The sequence below is a fragment of the Floridaenema aerugineum BLCC-F46 genome, from assembly GCF_041929345.1.
In the GTDB taxonomy this organism is placed as follows: Bacteria; Cyanobacteriota; Cyanobacteriia; order Cyanobacteriales; family Aerosakkonemataceae; genus Floridanema; species Floridanema aerugineum.
This window is the reverse complement of the sequence record NZ_JBHFNQ010000169.1, coordinates 1-21,845: the sequence shown is the minus strand read 5'-3', so window position 1 is coordinate 21,845 and position 21,845 is coordinate 1. Positions and strand designations below refer to the sequence as shown.

The following is a 21,845-nucleotide window of genomic DNA, read 5'->3' as shown; positions in this document are numbered from 1 at the left end:
ATTTTAGATTTTAGTTTAGGTATTACTACTGAGCAACAAAAAATGTTGTCAGATCTAGATATACCAAAAACCGCCAATCTAAAATCCTGAATCCAAAACTATTACAGGGTGTCTACGGCTTGGAACTCGAACTTGATTTCTTTCCACAGTTCACAAGCAGCAGCCAACTCAGGAGACCACTTGCAAGCTTCGCGGATCACGTCGCCGCCTTCACGCATCAAGTCACGACCTTCGTTACGTGCTTGAACGCAAGCTTCCAAAGCTACGCGGTTAGCGGTTGCACCAGGAGCATTACCCCAAGGGTGTCCCAGAGTACCACCACCGAATTGTAAGCAAGAATCATCACCGAAGATTTCTACCAACGCTGGCATGTGCCATACGTGGATACCACCAGAAGCAACGGGCATTACACCAGGCATGGAAGCCCAGTCTTGGGTGAAGAAAATACCACGAGAGCGGTCTTCTTCAACGTAGTTTTCGCGCATCAAGTCAACGAAGCCCATTGTGATGCCTTTTTCGCCTTCCAGCTTACCTACAACGGTACCGGAGTGTAGGTGGTCTCCACCAGACATCCGTAAGCATTTAGCTAATACGCGGAAGTGAATTCCGTGAATCCGTTGACGGTCAATTACCGCGTGCATAGCGCGGTGAATGTGTAGCAGAACACCGTTGCGACGGCACCATTTTGCTAAGGTGGTGTTAGCTGTGAAACCACCTGTTAGGTAGTCGTGCATGATGATTGGGGTGCCGATTTCTTTGGCGAATTCTGCCCGTTCCATCATTTCTTCGCAGGTGGGGGCGGTAACGTTCAGGTAGTGACCTTTGATTTCGCCTGTTTCTGCTTGGGATTTTTCGATCGCTTCTTGAACAAACAAGAATCGATCGCGCCAGCGCATGAATGGCTGAGAGTTAATGTTTTCGTCGTCTTTGGTGAAGTCCAAACCGCCGCGCAGACATTCGTAAACTGCACGTCCGTAGTTCTTCGCCGACAAACCGAGTTTGGGTTTGATGGTGCAACCTAACAAAGGACGACCATACTTGTTCAACTTGTCACGCTCAACCACGATACCGTGTGGAGGGCCTTGGAAGGTCTTCAGGTAAGCGACTGGAATCCGCATATCTTCCAAACGCAATGCCTTAAGAGCTTTAAAACCAAATACGTTACCTACAATAGAGGTAAGCATATTGGTTACAGATCCTTCTTCAAACAGATCTAGAGGATAAGCAACAAAGCAGAAATATTGATTATCTTCACCAGGAACTGGTTCGACATCATAACAACGACCTTTGTAGCGATCTAGGTCTGTCAACAAGTCAGTCCATACTGTTGTCCATGTACCAGTAGAAGACTCAGCAGCCACAGCAGCGCCAGCTTCTTCTGGAGGAACACCGGGCTGAGGCGTGACACGGAAACAAGCGAGAATATCTGTATCTTTTGGTGTGTAATCTGGAGTGTAATAAGTTAGCCTGTAATCTTTTACCCCTGCTTGATACCCAGATTTGCTCTGAGTCTTAGTTTGAGCGTAAGACATAATCTACTGTTCCTGGGAATGACTTGAATTTTTATCTGCCTTATTTGGCTGTCGTTTTAAACTATATCAACAAATGTATTCTTTAAACTTCAAATTTTTTTTAGATTTTCATAACCTTAAGTTATATTTTGATTCAAAGTATAAATTTTTGTTGCAACATTGATCCAAAAAGTAACATTTTATGTTTAGTTGATTGCCTGTCGATCGCAGTTTTTCCCAGACTAAAGTAGAAAGCAACGTAAAACAGATGGTGAGGAAATGATACTTAAGAAGGCAGAAGGCAGAAGGCAGAAGGCAGAAGGCAAAAAACAAAAATTCCTCTTGTCACCTTGTCCCCGTGCCTTTCTCGGTAAAGGGTTCAGCTTAAGCTTGCTCTTGTTAGGAGTACTTTTAGCAGGAAGCAGCTTTGGAGTATTTGCTCAATCGGTATCTAGAGATCGATCGGTTCCATATTATATAGATGGGGCACCACCACCGGGAGCAGCACCTTTGCCAGTACAACCCTTACCCGCTCAAAGGGAATATCGAGTCGGGGCACTGCAATCAGATTACACGGGAAATCTTTGGGTAGGTTCTTGGCAAGGTTTGGCGCGAATCGACCCCAACACCGGGCGAATTTTGGCTAGAGTTGCTTTACCGGATTATGCGATCGGTGCTTTAGCTCAAGATAAAGTCGGTAGAATTTGGGTGGGAACTTATCAGGGTTTACAAAGAGTAGACCCCCGGACTAACGAAATTACCGCGCAAAATTATGTCATACCTTCTAAAAGAGTTTTATCTTTATTAATTGACAAAAGAGGCTATTTGTGGGTAGGAGGCGATCGCGGTTTAGCCTTAATTAGTCCTGACCAAGGATTATTAATGACAACTCTGCAAAAATTACGCGGTGTTAGTGCTAACGCCCTCAGTCTCGATCCTGAAGGTCAATTATGGGTAGGAACGCTAGATGGGTTAGTCAGAGTTGATACTGCCAGTGCTTTCCCTATTGGTGACGTTAAGGATCTTCCAGGTACTACCGTACAAGCTTTAGCTTTAGATACTAGAGGTAGTCTTTGGGTAGGAACACCCAGCAGTTTGATTGAACTCGATCCTATTAATGGCAGGGTGATCCGTGAGGTTCCAGAGTTTAGCCAGCGCAATGTTACAGCCTTAGCAGTTGATGAATTGGGTAGTCTCTGGATCGGTACAGATAATGGTGTATTTCGCTATGACCCCTACCGAGGTAGATTAGCTGGTCAAGTCTCAGGTTTACCCGCTGCTAGAGTTCTTTCCCTTTCACCAGATACAGGCAATAAACTTTGGGTGGGTACAAGCGAAGGTTTAGCTTGGGTAAGTGTAGATACAGGTTTCGCTACCGCCCATCGTGGTTTTAGTCGCCAGTAGAAGCAGGGGGGCAGGGGCGCAGGGGGGCAGGGGGGCAGAGGGGCAGAGGGGCAGAGGGGCAGGGGGGCAGGGGGGCAGGGGGGCAGGGGGGCAGGGGGCAAGGGAGAAAATTAAGTGTAGATTTTAGTGCGATCGCATAATCTACAAATGAAAAAAACTAACTCAACTTGATTGCTACGGTATCCTTAAAGTTAGCTAAATTGGGTACAAAACTTCTTTATCTCTAACTCAAAACTCAAAACTTAAAACTCAAAACTTTATTTCAATGGCAGTGACAACTCAGCAATTAATTCAATATAAACAGCAAGGTCGTTCAATTGTAACGCTCACAGCTTGGGATTATGCGATCGCTCAATTGTTGGATTTAGCTGGGGTAGATATGATTTTAGTTGGTGATTCTTTGGCGATGGTGGCTTTAGGTTATGAAACTACATTGCCAATTACTCTTGAGGAAATGATTCATCATGCTAAAGCGGTTCGTCGGGGGGTAAAACAAGCTTTAGTAGTTTGCGATTTGCCGTTTTTAAGTTATCAGGAAAGTCCGCAACAAGCGATGCGATCGGCAGGCCGAATCCTCAAAGAAACGGGAGTACAAGCAGTAAAATTGGAAGGGGGATATCCAGCGATCGCGCAAACAGTTTCCTACTTAGTTGAAGCGGGAATTCCGGTGTTAGGTCATGTTGGTTTAACACCGCAATCTGTACATAAATTAGGATATCGAAAACAGGGGAAAACGAGTGAGGAAGGAGAGCGAATTTTTCAGGAAGCGATCGCCCTAGAAGCAGCCGGAGCTTTTGCCATAGTATTAGAACATATTCCGGCAGAATTAGCATTAAGAATTACCGAAAAACTCTCAATTCCTACTATTGGAATTGGCGCAGGTGTTCACTGCGACGGACAAGTTTTAGTGACTGCGGATATGTTAGGAATGACTCTCAAACAGCCACCTTTTGCCAAAGCTTATGTAAATTTACAAGAAATAATTACGCAAGCTGTACAGAATTATAGCAATGAAGTCAAAGAGCGAAAATTTCCTTGAATGTTGACTAATGTGTTGGCAAACCTATAACTATCAAAATAATTCTCTAGTAACTAAGGAGAAATGAACAATGATTACTGCAAAAAAACGTCCGGCAACACTCGACAAACGAGTATTTTTTTGTGATGATTACCTTGGACTCTCCAGCATTCAGCAACGTAACCTACTTGACTTGCACCTAAGCTCTAGACATGGTTCAGCAAAGTACAGATGGAAATTAGTATTCGATCTTTTGAATAGTGGGAAAGGCTTACATGGAGTGAATTTCACCAAAGAAGAATTTACCACTCTAATTCAGCTATTTGAATCGAAACCGTTTGACTGGGAAAACCGAATTTTTGATGAATTTACTAGTTATTTTGATTATCGCTATTTAAGTTTAGATGACGCGATAGCTGTTGCAAATCAGGTGGCTGAATTTGCATATAAACTCCATAATGATATTTTACATTCTGTTTCAAAAAATATAAGAACTCAACAGAACTCAAGTTTTAGAATTTATATATGTGGTGAAAGAAATAGTCAATACCAATTATGTGCAGATCAAGAGTGGAGACTGGAAATTTTACTATTTAAAAAGGGTCGAATTTCTACTAAACGCGGAAATAAAGATATGGGATTAATAAACGGATATCCACGCGATCGGGCAATTGCTACTCTCAATCCTAACCGAGAAGATGGTGTTTTACTGATTAATCATAATGTCCACCATGCAGAATTTTTCCCAACAGATTGGAACAGATTTTGTTTACAAGTAGATCGGCGTGCATTTCCGAGAAAATAGTTATAGTTATCGTTTTTCTTGATTCCTCACTCCTCAGTCCCCAGTACTTAGTCCCTAGTCCCCAATCCCTAGTCCCAAATCCCGCTTTCGGTTATCCACACAGAGCGCGTTACCCGACAAACCGATAAAATCAAATTAAGAAAATTAACAAGAAAGCAGGCTCAGATGATTCCTACCGTTATTGAACAGTCTGGTCGCGGTGAACGCGCCTTTGATATTTACTCCCGACTCTTGCGGGAGAGAATCATCTTCTTAGGTAAACAAATTGACTCAGACTTGGCTAACCTGATTGTGGCTCAGTTGCTTTATTTAGACTCCGACGACCCGGAAAAACCTGTCTATATTTATATTAATTCTCCGGGTGGTTCGGTAACGGCAGGCATGGGTATTTACGATACCATCAAGCAAATTCGTCCAGAAGTCTACACTATTTGTACTGGATTAGCTGCCAGTATGGGCGCATTTTTGCTGAGTGCTGGTACTAAAGGGAAACGGATGAGTTTACCTAATTCTCGGATTATGATTCACCAACCTTTGGGTGGCGCACAAGGTCAAGCTACTGATATTGAAATTCAGGCGAAGGAAATTTTATACCACAAACGTCGTTTGAATGAAATGTTAGCCGAACATACAGGTCAACCTTTAGAGCGTATTGAAATTGACACAGAAAGAGACTTCTTTATGTCAGCACAAGAAGCTCTAGATTACGGCTTAATTGACCAAGTAATCGATCGCACTGCTGCTGGGAGCAAACCTGTAGCTGTCTAATTAAAGAGGTAAGTTGTTGCGCTTTAGCGCTTTTCTTTAGCGCTAAAGCGCAACTACGTACATAAATTAAGTGGGGTTGGGTTGTGCTTCTAGGTATTGTAGGAAGTCTTCCAACTCTTCTTTTTTGAGGTCGTTACGAGTTTTTTTGCCGTAGGTACGAAATAGATGATCGCTTCCTTGTTTTTTTGTCCAACCTAAGCGTTTAATTTGGACGTTGGTACGAGCAATTAAATCAGAGAAATCATCGGGACTGGTGTCTTCGGTCGTTTCGCTAGAATGATCGCTAAACTCAGTCTCGAATTCTCTTGGTGATGCGATCGCCATTTCCTGATCGTGACGACGAGAAGCGATCGGTGTTACTTTACTAAACGTCACAGGTGGTTCGTCTTCATCTGCAAAAGAATTGATCGGAGTTAGCTTGGGTGTTTCCAAAAAGCGATTTACTGGGCGCTCTGAAAATGGCAAATCGGGTTTTTCTTCTGTATCTTCTGTAACTTCCAGATGAGATTTTGTTGAACCAGTTGTTGCTTTACCAGTGGAAAAAGTAGTTCTTTCCGAGAAAGATGAGTCTAAATTGGCATGATTTGACCAAGTAGGGTCTGTAGTCGCTGGTTCTATATGGGGAGTTTCCCGTTTTTCGGAAGCAAAGACCGAAGGTTTGGAATATTCAGGAGAAATTGGGTTCGCGCTGGTTTCCTGTCCCCAAGATAAATGAATACCCATGAGTTCCAGCGCTCGAATTCTCGCTTGGTCTTCGGCTAATTCAATAGTGTCAGCAATTGCCATCCCAGTTGCTTTTGTGACACCATCAATTTGAACTAAGGCGCGAACGACGAATTTGCCGTTATAAATCGTTAATAATTCAGAAATCAGACTGCCTGTGGGATAACGAACCCGAAATTGTGCAAACATAGTTATTATTATCCTGCTTTAAACATTAAGCATAGCTATTTTCTTCACGACCGCTCTAAACCTACAATAGTGAAAGGATTGTTTATCCGCACGCTATCAAACCGGAACGCTTAATTGTTGAAGCACCCACCGTGCTTTACCGCTAACACGCTACTAATCGCGATCTGCCTACGGCACGCTGACGCGAACGCCAATTAGAATGTAGATTCAAGGCTCTGCACTGGGTCTAAAGGCGATTTATCACCGGAAAAAACTCGCGTGTAACAGCGTAAAGGTGGCTCAAAGCATGGATATCGGGCGCACCAGCAACGCGATCGAACATACAGAGTGGATGCCCTTGGTGAGATCACATATATGAGTAAAACATCTTGGGGTCAAATTTGGGAACAGTTTTTCTGACTTTTCCCATTAAATGACATCATCATCACTATCAGTATGTACTGCATCTACCCTTCCTTTGTATCTGGCAAGGAGATGGCCTAAGTTTAGCGCAATTCTCGTAGGGCTGGGGTTGAGTGTTTAACAATTTTGGATTGAGAAATTATCTGATTTTCGATTTGACTGAGCAATTGTAAATAATCTAAAATCGGCAATTTCAAATCTAAAATTGATCAAGCGTGGAGCGATGGCGAAAAGAAAACACAAATAAATTGAGACGCTAAGGACTAGTCGCTACATGGAATTTTCAATCGCTACATTACTTTCTAATTTTCCCGATGAAAAATTGGTAGCTGCCAAAGTGTTGGAGAAAAAACTGGGTTGTACTGATGAACCTAGTTTACGTAGACTACAAATTATTTTGGATGCCTTAGAAAAAGTTGGGATTTTAGTCAAAGAACGAGGCAAGTATCGGCGGGTTTTTGAGGCGGGAATAGTGGAAGCAAAACTCCGCTGTTCTAGCAAAGGCTTTTGTTTTGCGATTCAAAATGTCGAAGGCGCAGCTGATATTTACGTGCGGGAAAGTCATCTGAGTACGGCTTGGAATGGCGATCGCGTTTTGGTAAAAATTACTAAAGAAGGCAATCGCAGGCGGAGTCCCGAAGGGGAAGTCAAACTAATTTTAGAACGTGCCAATCCTAGCGTTTTAGCTAGGATAAAACAAGGCATGGATAATACAGGAAAAGTAATTTACAAAGCTGTTCCTTTAGACGATCGCTTACTGTTTGAACTGGATTTAGTAACCAATGGTGATGATTTAAGTGGAGCGATCGATCATCTAGTCCATGCAGAAATTGTTCGCTATCCTTTAGCATCTTACCCTCCCCTTGGTAGAGTTGCTCAAGTCCTTGGTAGTGATGCAGAAGCAGCCGCCGATATTGACATCGTATGCTGTAAACATGACCTACCCCGGAAATTTTCCGCGACGGTACTCTCATCACTGGAAAAATTTTCCCACAAACTTAGCAAAACAATATTAAAAAGTCGCCTTGATTTACGTCATTTAATTACTTTAACCATAGCTCCGGCGGCTGGCGGTTATATTGACGAGAAAACTTTGCTGGTAGAACAAGCTTTTACCTTAGAAAAAATTGAGGGTGATTTATGGCGAGTGGGGATTCACATCGCTGATGTTGCTAATTATGTACCAGCTGATTCTCCCCTAGATCGAGAAGCAAAAAAACGTGGCAGATCGACCCATTTAGGTGATACAATATTGCCGATGTTGCCAGAAACTTTGCTGGCTCATTGTTCCTTATTACCAGGACAAGATCATTTAGCTATTTCGGTGTTACTCTCTTTATCGAGTGACGGTGAAGTAGTGGAGTTTGAGATTCAAAAAAGTGCCATTCAAGTAGACTTTCAATTAACCGAATCTCAGGCACAGGATATTCTCTTACGTCATCATACAAATTTTGATTTGCAGCAAGCTGACCTAGAAGAATTATCCCCGGTTTTTGCTACTTTAGATCAACTATTTGTCTTAAGTCAAAGTATCAAAGAAAAACGTCTGGCGAGGGGTAGTTTTGAATTAAATCTGCCTTATGAAGGCAACCAATTTAATGATGAAGGAATAGCTGAGGCTGCGATCGCTTTACCAAATCACCCCGCTGGGTCAATGGTCAGGGAATTAATGATTTTAGTCAATCAAATGGTAGGCAGTCATTTAGTAGCTTTGGGTGTGCCTGGTCTTTACCGAGTACAACCAGCACCCGATCCAGATGATGCGGTAGAATTGCATAAGTTGGCAAGTAATTTGGAAATAGATTTGCAACTAGAAAATGAAGATACTGTCACACCTTTTGATTTCCAAAAATATATTGAGGAATTTTATCAATCTAAGGCGGAAAAGGTTTTGAATTCTTTGTTGCAATCAACTTTAAGACCATCTGTTTACAGCACTACTTCGGGTTCTCATTTTAGTTTGGCTTTGGGAGGGGGCTATACTCATTTTGTTTCCCCAGCCAGACGTTATGCAGATTTAGTGGTGCAAAGAATACTCATGTTAGTATTCGACGAAGGACGCGATCGCCGAACTACTCGCGTTAAAGAAAAGGTAGATTTGCATCATAGTTCTTGTCACGGACAAATTAATTGGAATGTTTTGCCACCCAATGTCCAAGAAGAATTAGAAGAGCAATTAGCATCATTAATTGTCCCCCTAAATGAACGAGAAAAAGAAGTGCAAGAAGCCGAAACAGATTTGGCTGGATTGAAAAAAGCTGAACTGATGAAAGAACGCACTGGAGAAATTTTCCAAGGCGTAATTACAGGCGTTCAATCCTACGGTTTCTTTGTAGAAATGGAAGTATCAGTGGCTAATGGTACGCATTTTTATCCAGAAGGTTTGGTTCATGTATCATCATTAAAAGATGATTGGTATGAGTATCGCTCTCGTCAAGAAGCACTGGTGGGACGCAAAAATCGCAAGCAATATCGATTAGGCGATCGCGTAGAAGTGCAAGTAAAAAGCGTAGACTATTACCGTCAGCAGATAGATTTAGTAACTGTCGGTAGTGAAGCTGCTCTCGACGATGACGATCGAGATGAATATCCATTTCCCAATTTTGATGATGAGTAATGTTAGTAGTCATTTGTCAAGAGGTCATTGGTCAACAGGTTAACAAATGACTAATGACTAATGACTAACCACAAAGAACTAAGAACAAATGACTAATAACAAATGACTTATGAATAAACCTTTAATTTTGGGAATTTCTGGGGCATCGGGCTTAATTTATGCTGTCCGAGCCATAAAATTTTTGCTAGAAGCTGATTATGCGATCGAACTAGTAGCGTCTAAATCTACCTACATGGTTTGGCAGGCAGAACAAAACATCCGACTCCCAGGCGAACCAGTACAGCAAGAACAATTTTGGCGCGAACAAGCAGGAGTATTAACTCAAGGAAAATTGCGTTGTCACCCTTGGGGCGATGTCGGCGCAAATATTGCCAGCGGTTCCTACCGCACTCTAGGAATGATCGTCATGCCCTGTAGCATGAGTACAGTAGCAAAGTTGGCAGCGGGTTTAAGTTCCGACCTTTTGGAACGAGCGGCAGATGTCCAACTCAAAGAAGGTCGTAAACTGGTATTAGTCCCCCGTGAAACTCCTTTGAGCTTAATTCACCTGCGGAACCTAACCAGTTTAGCCGAAGCAGGTGCCAGAATTGTCCCCGCTATTCCCGCTTGGTATCACAATCCCCAAACCATTGAAGATTTAGTAGATTTTGTAGTAGCCCGTGCCCTAGATCAATTCGATATTGATTGTGTTCCTTTGGAGCGATGGCAGGGAGGCTCAAGAGCTCTTGAGCAGGGGAGCTCTTGAGCGAGGAAACTCTGTAGGGGCGGGTTTTGTTGTTAACTCTTCTGCTGTGAACAGAGATTTATCTGCTCTCACCCGCCCCGATAAACTTAAAACTCAAAACTCACAACTTAAAACATGGTTGTTCGCATCGTACTACTATTAATGGCTCTCGGAGGGTTGACAGTGTTTGCCCTTCAGAATTCTATATCTTTGAGGCTGGTATTTTTGGGGGTAAAAACCCAGGCGCTACCCTTGGGATTTTGGATATTAGCAGCGGTTGTAGCTGGAATATTGACAGCTTTAATTGTGGCTTGGTTGTTACAAATAATTAATTCTTGGGGTAATGCTAACTTACGATCGCGAATTCGCCATTTAGAAGCAGAAAAACGTAGTTATCAAGGGCAAAGTCGAGAATCTGCTTCTTCTACCTCTCAAAGTTATTCTTATTCTTCGGCAAGTAGTAGTTCTGCGAGTGCTGCTAACGCTTCATCAAATGTTTCTGATAGTGATGAAGAGTGGGAAGAAGAGGATGAGGAAGAAGATTCTAATTATGATAGTTCTGGTTCTAGGGTGGCGAGTGATGTGAGCGATCGCAATTACGAAGTCAAACAAGAACCAACTAGTAGTTATCGATCGGGTTCAGTTTATTCTTATGGCTACAAAAACCCCAGCAATTCCGCAGTCGGCAAAACAGAATCCGTTTATGATGCAGAATATCGGGTAATTACTCCACCTTATCGCCCTTTGGATCAAGAGGAACAAGAGGAACAGGATAATACCCCGGAACCTTCACCAACTAATCAACAGAACAAGGATGATGATGAAGATTGGGGTTTTGTTGATGACGATGATTGGGATTTTGACGAGCGAGAGAAAAAACCCCGATCCCGATAATAAGCTAAAAATTTATTTAGGTGTCGCAATTTGAATTGTATATTTTGAGCAATTGTTCTTCATTTTGAGTTAATAAATAGCTTATGAATAGCCCAACTGCAACCTTGCTGATTTCTTGCCCCGATCAAAAGGGATTGGTAGCTAAATTTGCTAACTTTATCTACTCCAATGGTGGCAATATTATCCAAGCGGATCAGCATACTGATTTTGCAGCCGGGCTATTTTTAACGCGGATTGAATGGCAATTAGAAGGATTCAATTTGCCCCGGGAAATAATTGGGCCTGCGTTTAATGCGATCGCCGCACCTCTACAATCTAGCTGGCAGTTACATTTCTCTGATACAGTTCCCAAAATTGCCATTTGGGTAAGTCGGCAAGACCATTGTTTATATGATTTAATTTGGCGATATAAAGCCAAAGAATTTCCCGCCGAAATCCCTTTAATTATTAGTAATCACCCTGACTTACAAGAAATAGCCGAGCAATTTGATATTGATTATCATCATATTCCCATTAATAAAGATAACAAAGCTGAGGCAGAAGCCAAACAATTAGAAATATTGCAAAAATCTAAAATAGATTTGGTCGTTCTAGCCAAATATATGCAAATTATCAGCCAGGATTTTGTCAGTAAATTTCCTAAAATTATTAACATTCACCACTCATTTTTACCCGCCTTTGTCGGCGCAAATCCCTATCACCAAGCTTACCAAAGAGGCGTAAAAATTATCGGTGCTACTGGTCATTATGTCACCGCAGATTTAGATGCAGGGCCAATTATTGAACAAGATGTAGTAAAAGTTAGTCACCGAGATGATGTGAATGATTTAATTCGCAAAGGTAAAGATTTAGAAAGAATAGTTTTAGCCAGAGCAGTTCGCGCTCATTTACAAAACCGTGTATTAGTTTACGGCAATAGAACCGTAGTTTTTGAATAAAAAATTACTTTTCCGGGTGCTTTTGTAGGGTGCGTTAGCGACAGCGTAACGCACCATCCCACTATTTGTAGGGTGCGTTAGCGACAGCGTAACGCACCTTAAAGATGATTACTCTTATGCTTGTGATGTGGGAGAACTAGACACAGAAACATCCTCCTTGGGAGAGAAAAATGCCTGTTTTATCCAAGTAGTAAAAATGTGAGAAAGTAATCCTAAAGGGCCAGCAAATAAACAAAGTAAAATAGAATGAGTGGTGAAAATGCCTGTCTTTTGTCCTTCCCAATAAATCCACCTACCCACAAACAAATCCATCACTAAAAAGTGAGTCCATCCAGTCGCAGCTGCTTTTTGGTCGGCAAAAAAGCGGGCAATATCTGCTAACTGGGGATTCGCTAATGCTTGAGCAGATTCGGAAGTAATTGTACCTGTGAGTAAATACAAATACAATCCAGCTAACACTACAAACGGAATGTAAGATTCCATTACTCGCCTGGTAATACTCCAGTTCGGTAAGAGAATCATCAGTGCCCAAAAGGGTAAAACAAACAGGTTAGAGAGGCTAAAAAGTTGAGTCAGCATTAAAATAGAAAAAACTAGGTTTAACAATTCTTAATTATCTTACCTGGATTCCCAGGAAATTGCATCCTGTAAAATGACCCGGACGCAGGATGCCAATTGTTTTAAGATAGGTAAAGCTAGTTTTAGTTCTTACTTGATTAACCAAGAGGTCAAAAACCAATAAATCAGCTTCCGGCTGATTTTAATGTTTTGTCACATCCCAAAGGAGACTGGCAAAGGAATGATTGTTATGTCTGTAATGAATTTAGTGATTTCTTTAACTTTAGGAATTGCTGCTTTTTGGACTTATTCCCACTCAAAAGCAGAACCCCCGACTAAGGAGATTGTTTGTGCTTGCGCTGTGGTCATTCTTCTAGTCAGTTTTGTTTGGTTTGTAGTCAGTGCGCCCTGGTTTTTAAATCTTGCCCTATTGCTAGTTTTAATGGCTATTGGGAGATAGGGTCAGGGTAATTTTTATAACAAAAAAAGAGGTGAATTAGTCCAAATTTTGGATTAATTTCACCTCTACTTAAAGGATTATTTAATTGTTAAATCTGGCTCTTTTGGTTGAGTAATTACTGAGTTAATTTGCTCTGTTGTTTCGGGATCGTCAATTCCCAAATGTTGCTCCAAAAGTGCTAAGTTGCGAATATTAGATTTATATACAGCATCGAATAAGTCACCTACTAAGGGTACAGTACCTACTGCCGCTTCTAATGCTACATTAAAGATCATTTTTCTCAAGATTTGTGGGGGAAGGTGGAAGCGAGCAGCTAAATAAATTAAATAAGCAGAAAAGGCGGTGCTGACTAAATCTCCGGCACCTGGAACTAAACCAATAATGGGGTCTAATCCAAAGCGAAAACCAATAATGGGGACGCGAAAAGCGCTATCCATTAAGTAGGTGAATTTGCGAATGCGGTTAAGGGTAGCAATACGTTGGACAGTGTTAGTGGTGTTCATGTTTTGATTTTGATGCGATCGCCTTAATTAATCTTCTACCCCCAGTAAGATCGAGTTTTTCCATCTTAGGGGGTATCACTGGCAAAGATAAATTAATGTTGCTACTTAGTTACTGGAAACTGCTTCCACATCTACAGTATTAGGAGCGGAATTCGACTGTTTTTCTTTGTTATTTTTCCGCGCTTCTAGTAACATTTGCGAAACTTCTGTTACTAACAAAGTGGCAACTACAGTGTCATCAATCCAACCAACTATGGGGAATACATCAGGAGAAATATCCACAGGGCCGACTAAATATAACAATGTACCCAGAACTATTAACCAGCGATATTTAGAATTGCGAATAGTTTGACGATACCAGTTATATACGTTTTCTACGATAGTCTTTTTCATGGCTAATTTTTCTTACTCTGCCCTTTGAGTTAACAAGATCATCTTCTCTAATCGCTCAAAGATTTACGAGTGAAAATTACCGTTAATTTGGTAGTATAAATCCCATCCCGGAAAACCGAATACTATTGAAGGGTTTACCGAATGGATATAAAATTATTAATTAACTAACCTTGCCACAAACCAATGAAAAGCGAAATAGAAAGAATGCAAGCTGTACAGTTACCGATTATTCCTGTGGTTGGTGAGTTAATTCGCAGTTCTCCGGGAACTATTTCTTTGGGGCAAGGTGTGGTATATTATTCCCCACCACCGGAGGCGGCAGAACAAATTTCTCTATTTTTAGCCCAACCGCAAAATCATAAATACCAAGCTGTGGAAGGTATTAGTCCTTTGTTAGAGGCAATTGCTGCTAAATTGTCAGCAGAAAATCAAATTCAAATTGATCGGAATAACTGTATTGTGGTAACTGCGGGTAGCAATATGGGGTTTATGAATGCGATTTTGGCAATTGCTAATCCGGGGGATGAAATTATTTTGCAAACGCCTTATTATTTTAATCATGAAATGGCGATCGCAATGGCTAGCTGTCGTCCAGTATTAGTCAGAACTGATGAAAATTACCAATTGCTTCCCGATGGGATTTCTTCAGCAATTACTCATAAAACTAAAGCAGTAGTCACAATTTCTCCCAATAACCCCACTGGCGCTGTTTATCCACAAGAAACCCTACAAGCAGTCAACGAAATTTGTCGGGAAAGGGGAATTTATCATATTAGCGATGAAGCTTACGAATATTTTACTTATAACGGAGTCAAGCACTTTTCTCCCGCAGCAATTCCCCAAAGTAGCGACTATACAATTTCCCTGTTTTCCCTTTCTAAAGCTTATGGTTTTGCTTCTTGGCGCATTGGCTATATGGTAATTCCCCAGCATTTATTAGTGCCAGTTAGGAAGATTCAAGATACTATATTAATTTGTGCGCCAGTGATTTCTCAATACGCTGCTTTAGGTGCTTTGCAAGCGGGAGTTAATTACTGTCAGGAAAAACTGAAAGCAATTACCGAAGTGCGCGAAATTGTGCTTCAGGAATTGCAAGCTGTTTCGGAATTTTGTATAGTTCCCAAAGCTGATGGCGCGTTTTATTTCCTGCTAAAAGTGCAAACTGATATGGCGGCAATGGAATTAGTAGAAACTCTGATTCGTGAATATAAAGTAGCAGTAATTCCCGGAACAACTTTTGGCATAGATGATGGTTGTTATCTGCGTGTTGCTTATGGCGCATTGCAAGCAGAAACAGCGCAAGCAGGTATTAGTAGATTAGTGAAAGGTTTACAAAATATTTTGGCTTAAATTTAGGAGGAATTATGACTCAAGAACGATCGCTCCCCAATTGGGAAGAATTATATCAAGAACAAGAGGTTGAGTCTATGCCTTGGTTTAATCCTAATTTAGACCCAGACATAGAAAAAAGTTTGACTAAGTTAAATTTTACTACAGGAAATGTGTTAGATATTGGCACTGGGCCGGGTACGCAAGCAATAATTTTAGCAGAAAGAGGTTTTCAAGTTACTGCTACCGATCTTTCAGAGACAGCTATTCAGAAAGCCGCTGCTAAAGTGCAAGGAAGAGGGTTAAATATTAACTGGCAACAGGATGATATACTTAATAGTAAGTTGCAAGGAGAGTTTGATTTAATTATCGATCGCGGTTGTTTCCACGTCTTCCCCCCAGAAAGTAGACAAACCTACGTTAACGTGGTGTATAGTTTGCTGAAACCCCAAGGTTATCTGCTGTTAAAATGCTTTTGTTATTTAGAAACTAGAGAAGGTGGGCCATATAGATTTACACCAGAGGATATCGGAGAAATTTTTAGTAGTAAATTACAAATAGTTTCTCTTGAGGAAACTGTTTATTTCGGTAATATAGCTCCTCATCCTTTAGCTTTATTTAGTGTTATGCAAAAATCTTAAGGGTTAATGCGATCGGGCTTTGCTAGATAGCGAATTATAAATTTATGGGCAACTTAATTGATGATTTAGGTTGAGATTTGACTGGGGAAGGGCGAGCGAGTTTTCTCAAGCTGTAATTGCCATTTTTGGGTGATAACTTCACCGATTAAACTGCTATATCAAACAATTAAAACAGCTTTGAAAACTCGTCAATCTTTGTTAGTTTACTTTCTCGGCTTAGGCTACAACTATTAAGTTACTTAACTTTACGCTATCTCACACAGCCATCCCACAATAGTACAAACCTAAGAACAGATTAACTCGCGAGACTCTTGCTTGACTTGACCAGACACAGCCGCAAATTGCAGGTTCATAAAAGCATCAAGATCTTCGGAATCATACTTATTTTTTAACAAATGACGCAGCTGTTCTTCTGCCGCCACACTAAGATAACCAGTTTTGAGAGCTTGTTGAACTACTTCACGAATCAGGTACATGATAAATCACCCATACAAATTATTGATTCAAATTAAATGCGGTAAAAACACTGAACTACAACAAGTCATCACGGGGAAAACAAGAGTTAAATTAGCGTAAAGCCTACAGTACTGGGCGTAACACTAAGCTCATTAGCTGAGCTAGCTACAGACTATATATTACTTAGTTTTGCCGATTGCTTTACATGGAAATCATGAATTTTTCATGAGCTTTTCATGAAGTTAATGTTAAGCCATGTTTAGTGAATCCGTCACTATACGGTTGTTAGTAATTATGTTAATGTTTATAATTGAAATGATAAAAAATGCTAACAGTTAGCAGATGTTAAATAAACGTTAGTCTGCTTAATAATGTTATTTACATTAAAACAAGTGCAATCAGGGGAATTCAGAGAAGCTGCCGATAATTGGAAGCTAGAGAAATTATATGTAGATCTTGCTTCAGCTAAGAATAAAGGACTGACACCTGTGGAGAAGAAAATTCTTCGCGGGTTACTTTGTGGTTACAGTCCGGGAGAGATAGCAGATATTATTTATAAAACTTCTAGTAGTAGTTCAGTAAGAGTTTACCTTTCCAATGGTTTGTATAAATACATTGAAGTAATGTTATATTCCCAGACTAGCCAACAGGTAAAAATTAACCATTGGAGTCGGGTAACGAAAGTTTTAGAAGAAGCTGGTTATAAATTAACTTCAACTTTACCACAGCAAGTTGCGCCAACCTTTATTGAGAAAAGTCATCACCCAGAAATTAGACAAAATTTTGATTGGGGAGAAGCCGTTGATGTCAGTATCTTTTATGGAAGAGATAAAGAATTAATTCAATTAGAAAATTGGATTATTAGAGATCGTTGTCGCTTAGTGTCACTGCTAGGTATGGGTGGAATTGGTAAAACCACTTTATCGGTAAAATTAGCCCAACAGGTGCAGCATAATTTTAAATACTTGATTTGGCGATCGCTACATCACACACCACCACTAGCAGAACTTTTAGCCAATTTGCTGCAATTCTTAGCCCAAGAGCAAGACAGCGAATTCATTTTAGCAGCAACTATTCACCAGAGAACTACCCAATTATTAGAAATTTTCCGTAAATCCCGTTGTTTGTTAGTATTAGACAACGTTGATACCTTGTTGCAACCCCGGACTTACACAGGAAATTTTCGCCCGGAATACGAAGATTATCGAGAGTTTTTTCAGCGAATATGCGAAGTATTGCATCAAAGTTGCTTGGTGTTAACTAGTCGAGAAAAACTGAAAGAACTAGCAGCTATTGAAGGCGTAAATTTACCTGTGCGATCGTGGCAATTAAAAGGGTTAAGTGAAGTTGATTGCCAAGAAATAATTAAGGCTAAAGGAGTAACTTGTTCTGAATATGAATGGCGCTTACTAGTTAACCGCTATGCAGGTAATCCTTTAGCATTGAAAATTGTCTTAACCACAATTTTGGAATTGTTTGACGGGAAAGTTTCCCAGTTTTTAAAGCACAATCTTTTGGTGTTTGGAGGAGTGCGAGAGTTGATAGAAGAACAATTAACTCGCATTTCAGAAGCCGAAAAGCAAGTATTGTACTGGTTAGCCGTTAAACAAGATATTTTACTGTTAACACAAACGGCAGAAGAAGATCTGCCACCAGGAATGACTAAAGGGGAGTTATGGGAAACGCTAGAATCCTTGGTTAGGCGATCGCTAATCTACAAACATAGCACTACTTTCAAACTGCTACCAATATTTAAAGAATATCTCAATCAACAACTGAGCAAACAAAATAGTCTCCAGACAGAGGTCATTCCCAACCCAAACCCAGGTAAACTAAGTAGCAGTCCTAAAGTAACTGAAGCTTAGAATCTCAACGAGTGAACAATATTCTCAAAGACATAAGTATTTTTTTAATTGGCATGATGGGTGCTGGGAAAACCACTGTAGGACACTTACTAGCGCAGGAACTAGGTTACAGCCGTTTTTTCGACACCGACAGTTTAATCGAACAGTTAGCCAAAGGTCAAACCATTAACGAAATTTTTACAACCGTTGGTGAAGAAACCTTCCGGGAATGGGAAACTCAGGTCTTAGCAGAACTCTCCACCTACAAAAAAACCGTAATTTCCACAGGTGGGGGTATAGTGCTGCGGCAGAAAAACTGGAGTTATTTGCGACATGGTTTGATCGTCTGGTTAGATGTGTCAGTAGAATTACTGATAGAACGCCTGACAGAGGACAATACCCGACCCTTGTTAAAGGATGTTGATCTTAAGAAAAAGCTGCAAACTCTTCTAGAACAAAGACAGTCACTTTATAATCAAGCCGACTTACGTATTACAGTCCAACCCCAGGAAACACCCGAACAAGTAACAAAACGGATCTTAGAGGCAATTCCCTCGGTCTTAAAACAACCAGCCATTCCGCCCTCCTATTTTAATTGATGAAAAAACTAGAAACTGTCGCAATTGACATCTTTTTGGCAGTACAACCTCAACTAAACTGCATCTAAAACCTTTTAGGATGACAAAACAAACTCATGGTTAGAGAAATCGATTACACTCCCACTAATGATGCGACTCGCGTGCGAGTACTCAGCGAAGCATTACCTTATATTCAACAATTTGCTGGACGCACTATAGTAATTAAGTATGGTGGCGCGGCGATGAAAGATAGTTCGCTCAAAGATAAGGTAATGCGCGATATTGTGTTTTTATCTTGTGTCGGCTTGCGTCCAGTTGTGGTGCATGGTGGAGGGCCAGAAATTAATTCTTGGTTAGATAAACTAGGAATAGAACCACAATTTAAAAATGGTCTGCGAGTTACAGATGCACCCACAATGGAAGTTGTGGAAATGGTTTTGGTGGGTAAGGTAAATAAAGAAATTGTCACTTTAATTAATCAAGCTGGCGGTTTAGCAATTGGTTTGTGTGGCAAAGATGGTAATTTGATCAAAGCACGTCCTGAAGGTCAAGAAGGAATTGGCTTTGTGGGAGAAGTGAGTGCAGTGAATATTAACATCTTAGATTCCTTACTCAAAAGTCGATATATTCCAGTAGTTTCCAGTGTCGCCGCTGATGAAACTGGACAAGCTTACAATATTAATGCTGATACCGTAGCCGGGGAATTAGCAGCAGCATTGGGCGCAGAAAAGTTAATCTTACTAACAGATACTCCGGGAATTTTAAGAGATTACAAAGACCCTTCTACCTTAATTACTAAGATGGATATTCAAGAAGCAAGGACTTTGATTACTTCTGGTGTCGTTGGTGGGGGAATGATTCCTAAAGTGAATTGTTGTGTGCGAAGTTTGGCTCAAGGTGTTCGCGCTACTCACATTGTAGATGGTCGGGTTCCCCATGCGCTGTTGTTAGAAATTCTCTCTGATGCGGGGATTGGTTCAATGATTGTTGCTTCTGAGTTTATGAATAACCGAAGTAAGTAATAAGAACTCTCTTGTACTTGTGTAGACCTGATGCAAGGGGACTAGGGACTAGGGACTAGGGACTGGGAATTGAGGTTCTTTGTAATCAAGTATTCCCCGAAGGTTTTCTGGTACTTCTGGTGATAAGTAAAGCGGATTAATTTTTGGCTCGATCGGGAATCCCAGTCCCCAGTCGCCAGTCCCTAGTCCCCTTTCACTCTTGTTTTCCGCCATAAGTACGAGAGATCCATCTTTAAAGTCACAAATAGTTAAGTTATGAGTGAAGAAACTGTAGAGATTATTAAGGAACAATACCTTGCTGGTAAGGCTGCATTTGAACGTGGTCAATATCGCCAGTCGGTACAATGTTTAGAAAAGGCTGGTGCTTTGGTCGATCGCAATACCCGCTTTGGTGGCGAGGTGCAAATTTGGTTAGTTACTGCTTATGAAGCAGCCGAACAAAGGAAAGAAGCGATCGCTCTGTGCAAACAATTAGACCGTCATCCCAGTTACGACATTCGCCAACAAAGTCGTCGCTTACTCTATATTTTAGAGGCTCCCCAACTGAATCGTCGCCCAGAATGGCTGACCCAAATTCCCGATCTGGGTGCGATCGCTGATCATGAAAGTAAAACTCGTTTGGGTAGTGCTGCGCCGGGAGGAAAATCCTCCTCTCGTTCTTTTTCTCCCCCGGAACCTGTAGACTTAAGTCAGGTAAATACAAAAGATAATCGCTTTATTTGGGTAGCTTTGATTGGCGTTCTGTTAATATTGGGTAGCCTAGTTTGGTGGGGATTTTAAAGTTTTATCGTTAAAAGGAATAGGGAAAAAGTGAAGGATCAAAAACTAAAGAGAAAAAATAAGCTTCTCGGAATTTTGCCGTTGATTTTGTGTATTTTAACTTTCCTTACTGGCTGCGTGCAGTATGATGTGGGAGTTAATTTTTCTGGCGCTCATCAAGGTGAAATTGTCCAAAAGATTAAGTTAGGAGAACGGCTAAAAACTTTCAGCAATGAAACAGTAGACGAGTGGTTAAATAGTATTACTACTCGCGCCAAAAACTTAGAAGGAAAAGTGCAAAAGGTTTCCGATCGAGAATTAATTGTGACGATTCCTTTTAATAATGGCAAGGAATTAGAGGAAAAGTATAACAAGTTCTTCAATCCAGTTGCCGAGCAAAAATCCCCAAATGTAGCTAATCAAGATGCTGATTTGCCTGCGTTTAAATCTGACTTGAAGTTAGAGCAAGGTAATTTTTTGTTTGGGATACGCAATCATTTGATTTATGATTTGGATTTGCGATCGCTTTCCCTAACCTCTGCCAATGGTAACATTATAATTGACACAGGTTCCTTACTACAGTTAGAATTCCACCTGAATACTCCCGCAGTTGCACGAACCATTATTAAAGGCGAAAACGACCTAATTCCCCAAATCCAAGCCGAAGGAAAAGAGTTAACTTGGGAATTAAAACCAGGAAAAGTTAATCATTTAGAAGCAATTTTTTGGCTTCCTAGTCCCTTGGGAATCGGGGCTTTTTTAATTGTTTTGTTGGTGCTAATCGGCAGATTTGTGAAATATCAAATATTAACTAATCCCGCCAAATCTCAACCACGCCAAATCAGGCAAACTTAACTTACTAAAACCTGTGAATAATTCTTTTGGTTCTCTGCGGTTTTAGATACAGATTATTTATAAACCACAGATGAACGGCTCGACTGAGCGCTCGCCGAAGTCGCAGATGAACACAGATGGACACAGATGATGGGATTTGGTTGACACTCTCCCCTTAAGCTAACGCTCTCCAGGGGAGATTCTTGTTTCATCGAGCGTCGCTTTCTAGCACTAGTATTTCTACTTTTGCCAGCGAGTCTTACACCCTCTCCACAAGCTTGAAATTCGGTATGTCCTACCGTATTTGTTGACAGTATTCGTATCCCTTCTTCCCTGATAATTAAAGTCAACGACTCTCTCACGAGAGCCGTTGCTCTCCAAAACCGTACTTGATACTTTTCGCATCATACGGCTCCTCAGTGAAATAGTGTTTGTCACACAAACGTCATTACCAGCATATCGTTAACCCATTTAA

The 21,845-nt window shown here is 40.9% G+C and carries 23 protein-coding genes; 16 read left to right on the top strand and 7 right to left on the bottom strand.

Features of this window, described 5'->3' with window-relative positions:
* Positions 1 to 101 precede the first annotated feature (101 nt).
* A complete protein-coding gene (locus ACE1CC_RS22055) occupies positions 102 to 1,532 on the bottom strand; it encodes a form I ribulose bisphosphate carboxylase large subunit (protein WP_413272586.1) in 1,431 nt (476 codons plus the stop codon).
* Positions 1,533 to 1,790: 258 nt separating this feature from the next.
* On the opposite strand from ACE1CC_RS22055, the gene ACE1CC_RS22050 reads away from it, so the two are divergent.
* The 4 genes from ACE1CC_RS22050 to clpP all read left to right on the top strand — a co-directional run bounded on the left by ACE1CC_RS22050 (position 1,791) and on the right by clpP (position 5,506).
* Positions 1,791 to 2,915: a ligand-binding sensor domain-containing protein gene (locus tag ACE1CC_RS22050; RefSeq protein WP_413272585.1), complete on the top strand. Its 1,125-nt coding sequence runs from the start codon at positions 1,791 to 1,793 to the stop codon at positions 2,913 to 2,915.
* Positions 2,916 to 3,180: 265 nt separating this feature from the next.
* Positions 3,181 to 3,954, top strand: coding sequence for a 3-methyl-2-oxobutanoate hydroxymethyltransferase (panB, locus tag ACE1CC_RS22045; RefSeq protein ID WP_413272584.1), 774 nt, complete (start codon positions 3,181 to 3,183; stop codon positions 3,952 to 3,954).
* A gap of 70 nt (positions 3,955 to 4,024) precedes the next feature.
* On the top strand, positions 4,025 to 4,738 hold the full coding sequence (locus ACE1CC_RS22040; protein WP_413272583.1) for a hypothetical protein: 714 nt from the start codon (positions 4,025 to 4,027) through the stop codon (positions 4,736 to 4,738).
* Positions 4,739 to 4,867: 129 nt separating this feature from the next.
* Positions 4,868 to 5,506 carry an ATP-dependent Clp endopeptidase proteolytic subunit ClpP gene (gene clpP / locus ACE1CC_RS22035; RefSeq protein WP_413272610.1) on the top strand — a complete coding sequence of 213 codons (639 nt, stop codon included), beginning with the start codon at positions 4,868 to 4,870 and terminating at the stop codon, positions 5,504 to 5,506.
* A gap of 66 nt (positions 5,507 to 5,572) precedes the next feature.
* Here the strand turns inward: clpP and ACE1CC_RS22030 are convergent, their stop codons facing one another.
* Entirely contained in the window at positions 5,573 to 6,418 is an 846-nt protein-coding gene (locus tag ACE1CC_RS22030) for a hypothetical protein (protein ID WP_413272582.1), read from the bottom strand.
* A 676-nt stretch (positions 6,419 to 7,094) separates the two neighbouring features.
* On the opposite strand from ACE1CC_RS22030, the gene ACE1CC_RS22025 reads away from it, so the two are divergent.
* From ACE1CC_RS22025 to purU, 4 genes are all read left to right on the top strand, one after another.
* A complete protein-coding gene (locus tag ACE1CC_RS22025; protein ID WP_413272581.1) occupies positions 7,095 to 9,437 on the top strand; it encodes a ribonuclease R family protein in 2,343 nt (780 codons plus the stop codon).
* A gap of 109 nt (positions 9,438 to 9,546) precedes the next feature.
* A complete protein-coding gene (locus tag ACE1CC_RS22020) occupies positions 9,547 to 10,182 on the top strand; it encodes a flavin prenyltransferase UbiX (RefSeq protein WP_413272580.1) in 636 nt (211 codons plus the stop codon).
* A 162-nt stretch (positions 10,183 to 10,344) separates the two neighbouring features.
* Complete coding sequence (locus ACE1CC_RS22015; protein WP_413272579.1) at positions 10,345 to 11,055, top strand: LapA family protein; 711 nt, start codon at positions 10,345 to 10,347, stop codon at positions 11,053 to 11,055.
* An 83-nt stretch (positions 11,056 to 11,138) separates the two neighbouring features.
* Positions 11,139 to 11,993, top strand: coding sequence for a formyltetrahydrofolate deformylase (gene purU / locus ACE1CC_RS22010; protein ID WP_413272578.1), 855 nt, complete (start codon positions 11,139 to 11,141; stop codon positions 11,991 to 11,993).
* Positions 11,994 to 12,107: 114 nt separating this feature from the next.
* Here purU and ACE1CC_RS22005 read toward each other — a convergent pair whose 3' ends face one another.
* On the bottom strand, positions 12,108 to 12,572 hold the full coding sequence (locus tag ACE1CC_RS22005) for an ABA4-like family protein (protein ID WP_413272609.1): 465 nt from the start codon (positions 12,570 to 12,572) through the stop codon (positions 12,108 to 12,110).
* 229 nt (positions 12,573 to 12,801) lie between these two features.
* Between ACE1CC_RS22005 and ACE1CC_RS22000 the strand changes: the two genes are divergently transcribed.
* The gene (locus tag ACE1CC_RS22000; RefSeq protein ID WP_413272577.1) at positions 12,802 to 13,011 is read left to right on the top strand and encodes a hypothetical protein; all 210 of its coding nucleotides are present in this window, start codon (positions 12,802 to 12,804) and stop codon (positions 13,009 to 13,011) included.
* A 77-nt stretch (positions 13,012 to 13,088) separates the two neighbouring features.
* Here the strand turns inward: ACE1CC_RS22000 and ACE1CC_RS21995 are convergent, their stop codons facing one another.
* Both ACE1CC_RS21995 and ACE1CC_RS21990 read right to left on the bottom strand, forming a co-directional pair.
* Positions 13,089 to 13,514: a DUF4112 domain-containing protein gene (locus ACE1CC_RS21995; protein WP_413272576.1), complete on the bottom strand. Its 426-nt coding sequence runs from the start codon at positions 13,512 to 13,514 to the stop codon at positions 13,089 to 13,091.
* A gap of 105 nt (positions 13,515 to 13,619) precedes the next feature.
* A complete protein-coding gene (locus tag ACE1CC_RS21990; protein WP_413272575.1) occupies positions 13,620 to 13,907 on the bottom strand; it encodes a YkvA family protein in 288 nt (95 codons plus the stop codon).
* Between the two features lie 183 nt (positions 13,908 to 14,090).
* On the opposite strand from ACE1CC_RS21990, the gene ACE1CC_RS21985 reads away from it, so the two are divergent.
* Together ACE1CC_RS21985 and ACE1CC_RS21980 are read left to right on the top strand one after the other, a co-directional pair.
* Positions 14,091 to 15,257 (top strand): pyridoxal phosphate-dependent aminotransferase, encoded by a 1,167-nt coding sequence (locus tag ACE1CC_RS21985; protein ID WP_413272574.1) that lies wholly within the window; start codon positions 14,091 to 14,093, stop codon positions 15,255 to 15,257.
* A gap of 14 nt (positions 15,258 to 15,271) precedes the next feature.
* Positions 15,272 to 15,877, top strand: a complete 606-nt coding sequence (locus ACE1CC_RS21980) for a class I SAM-dependent methyltransferase (RefSeq protein ID WP_413272573.1) — start codon at positions 15,272 to 15,274, stop codon at positions 15,875 to 15,877.
* A 284-nt stretch (positions 15,878 to 16,161) separates the two neighbouring features.
* Here ACE1CC_RS21980 and ACE1CC_RS21975 read toward each other — a convergent pair whose 3' ends face one another.
* The gene (locus ACE1CC_RS21975; protein WP_413272572.1) at positions 16,162 to 16,353 is read right to left on the bottom strand and encodes a hypothetical protein; all 192 of its coding nucleotides are present in this window, start codon (positions 16,351 to 16,353) and stop codon (positions 16,162 to 16,164) included.
* Positions 16,354 to 16,704: 351 nt separating this feature from the next.
* Here ACE1CC_RS21975 and ACE1CC_RS21970 point away from each other — a divergent pair, with 351 nt between their 5' ends.
* From ACE1CC_RS21970 to argB, 3 genes are all read left to right on the top strand, one after another.
* Positions 16,705 to 18,198 carry an NB-ARC domain-containing protein gene (locus ACE1CC_RS21970; RefSeq protein ID WP_413272571.1) on the top strand — a complete coding sequence of 498 codons (1,494 nt, stop codon included), beginning with the start codon at positions 16,705 to 16,707 and terminating at the stop codon, positions 18,196 to 18,198.
* 11 nt (positions 18,199 to 18,209) lie between these two features.
* Positions 18,210 to 18,776 carry a shikimate kinase gene (locus tag ACE1CC_RS21965; protein ID WP_413272570.1) on the top strand — a complete coding sequence of 189 codons (567 nt, stop codon included), beginning with the start codon at positions 18,210 to 18,212 and terminating at the stop codon, positions 18,774 to 18,776.
* Between the two features lie 95 nt (positions 18,777 to 18,871).
* Positions 18,872 to 19,777, top strand: coding sequence for an acetylglutamate kinase (argB, locus tag ACE1CC_RS21960; protein WP_413272569.1), 906 nt, complete (start codon positions 18,872 to 18,874; stop codon positions 19,775 to 19,777).
* Positions 19,778 to 19,825: 48 nt separating this feature from the next.
* Here argB and ACE1CC_RS21955 read toward each other — a convergent pair whose 3' ends face one another.
* The gene (locus ACE1CC_RS21955) at positions 19,826 to 19,990 is read right to left on the bottom strand and encodes a hypothetical protein (RefSeq protein WP_413272568.1); all 165 of its coding nucleotides are present in this window, start codon (positions 19,988 to 19,990) and stop codon (positions 19,826 to 19,828) included.
* 42 nt (positions 19,991 to 20,032) lie between these two features.
* Here ACE1CC_RS21955 and ACE1CC_RS21950 point away from each other — a divergent pair, with 42 nt between their 5' ends.
* Positions 20,033 to 20,557, top strand: a complete 525-nt coding sequence (locus ACE1CC_RS21950) for a hypothetical protein (RefSeq protein ID WP_413272567.1) — start codon at positions 20,033 to 20,035, stop codon at positions 20,555 to 20,557.
* Between the two features lie 30 nt (positions 20,558 to 20,587).
* Positions 20,588 to 21,391, top strand: coding sequence for a DUF3153 domain-containing protein (locus ACE1CC_RS21945; RefSeq protein ID WP_413272566.1), 804 nt, complete (start codon positions 20,588 to 20,590; stop codon positions 21,389 to 21,391).
* Positions 21,392 to 21,845 lie beyond the last annotated feature (454 nt).

Excerpts from the sequence above, each read along its gene's own strand:
- panB (WP_413272584.1), top strand. The coding sequence starts at position 3,181 with ATGGCAGTGACAACTCAGCAATTAATTCAATATAAACAGCAAGGTCGT.
- ACE1CC_RS22000 (WP_413272577.1), top strand. The coding sequence starts at position 12,802 with ATGTCTGTAATGAATTTAGTGATTTCTTTAACTTTAGGAATTGCTGCT.
- ACE1CC_RS21990 (WP_413272575.1), bottom strand. The coding sequence starts at position 13,907 with ATGAAAAAGACTATCGTAGAAAACGTATATAACTGGTATCGTCAAACT.
- ACE1CC_RS21955 (WP_413272568.1), bottom strand. The coding sequence starts at position 19,990 with ATGGCGGAAAACAAGAGTGAAAGGGGACTAGGGACTGGCGACTGGGGA.
- ACE1CC_RS22020 (WP_413272580.1), top strand. The coding sequence starts at position 9,547 with ATGAATAAACCTTTAATTTTGGGAATTTCTGGGGCATCGGGCTTAATT.
- ACE1CC_RS22040 (WP_413272583.1), top strand. The coding sequence starts at position 4,025 with ATGATTACTGCAAAAAAACGTCCGGCAACACTCGACAAACGAGTATTT.
- ACE1CC_RS22050 (WP_413272585.1), top strand. The coding sequence starts at position 1,791 with ATGATACTTAAGAAGGCAGAAGGCAGAAGGCAGAAGGCAGAAGGCAAA.
- ACE1CC_RS21970 (WP_413272571.1), top strand. The coding sequence starts at position 16,705 with ATGTTATTTACATTAAAACAAGTGCAATCAGGGGAATTCAGAGAAGCT.
- ACE1CC_RS22030 (WP_413272582.1), bottom strand. The coding sequence starts at position 6,418 with ATGTTTGCACAATTTCGGGTTCGTTATCCCACAGGCAGTCTGATTTCT.
- ACE1CC_RS22055 (WP_413272586.1), bottom strand. The coding sequence starts at position 1,532 with ATGTCTTACGCTCAAACTAAGACTCAGAGCAAATCTGGGTATCAAGCA.
- ACE1CC_RS21985 (WP_413272574.1), top strand. The coding sequence starts at position 14,091 with ATGAAAAGCGAAATAGAAAGAATGCAAGCTGTACAGTTACCGATTATT.
- ACE1CC_RS21975 (WP_413272572.1), bottom strand. The coding sequence starts at position 16,353 with ATGTACCTGATTCGTGAAGTAGTTCAACAAGCTCTCAAAACTGGTTAT.
- ACE1CC_RS22025 (WP_413272581.1), top strand. The coding sequence starts at position 7,095 with ATGGAATTTTCAATCGCTACATTACTTTCTAATTTTCCCGATGAAAAA.
- ACE1CC_RS22005 (WP_413272609.1), bottom strand. The coding sequence starts at position 12,572 with ATGCTGACTCAACTTTTTAGCCTCTCTAACCTGTTTGTTTTACCCTTT.
- ACE1CC_RS21950 (WP_413272567.1), top strand. The coding sequence starts at position 20,033 with ATGAGTGAAGAAACTGTAGAGATTATTAAGGAACAATACCTTGCTGGT.
- ACE1CC_RS21995 (WP_413272576.1), bottom strand. The coding sequence starts at position 13,514 with ATGAACACCACTAACACTGTCCAACGTATTGCTACCCTTAACCGCATT.
- ACE1CC_RS21980 (WP_413272573.1), top strand. The coding sequence starts at position 15,272 with ATGACTCAAGAACGATCGCTCCCCAATTGGGAAGAATTATATCAAGAA.
- argB (WP_413272569.1), top strand. The coding sequence starts at position 18,872 with ATGGTTAGAGAAATCGATTACACTCCCACTAATGATGCGACTCGCGTG.
- purU (WP_413272578.1), top strand. The coding sequence starts at position 11,139 with ATGAATAGCCCAACTGCAACCTTGCTGATTTCTTGCCCCGATCAAAAG.